The sequence below is a fragment of the Mesorhizobium sp. M7A.F.Ca.CA.002.04.1.1 genome (assembly GCF_004022805.1).
Taxonomy (GTDB): Bacteria; Pseudomonadota; Alphaproteobacteria; order Rhizobiales; family Rhizobiaceae; genus Mesorhizobium; species Mesorhizobium ciceri.
The window spans coordinates 1-467 of sequence record NZ_RZPL01001310.1 but is presented as its reverse complement, the minus strand read 5'-3'; the positions used below and the strand labels follow the sequence as shown (position 1 = coordinate 467).

At 66.4% G+C, this 467-nt stretch carries 1 protein-coding gene; it reads left to right on the top strand.

Features of this window, described 5'->3' with window-relative positions:
* Positions 1-467: DNA mismatch repair endonuclease MutL (gene mutL, locus ENZ75_RS33945; RefSeq protein ID WP_245481379.1), on the top strand; the 467-nt coding region annotated here is incomplete at both ends.

The following is a 467-nucleotide window of genomic DNA, read 5'->3' as shown; positions in this document are numbered from 1 at the left end:
CGCCAGCTTTCCGAAACGATGATCAACCAGATCGCCGCCGGCGAAGTCATCGAGCGTCCGGCGAGCGTGGTCAAGGAACTGGTCGAGAATGCGCTCGATGCCGGTGCTTCGCGCGTCGAGATCGTCACATCGGGCGGCGGGCTGAACCTGATCCGCGTCACCGATGACGGCTCCGGCATTCCCGAACGGGAGCTGGCGCTGGCGATCGCACGTCACTGCACCTCCAAGCTCACCGAGGATATCAACGACATTCGCTCGCTGGGCTTCCGCGGCGAAGCGCTGCCGTCGATCGGCTCGGTGTCGCGACTTTCGATCCGCTCGCGCACGGCAGCAAGCGGCAGCGCCGCCGGCCTGACAGGCAGGACGCGGCCACCCTCGATGCCGATCTCGGCGGCGGCCAATCGCGGCACCACGGTCGAGGTGCGCGACCTGTTCTTCGCAACGCCGGCCCGATTGAAGTTCATGAA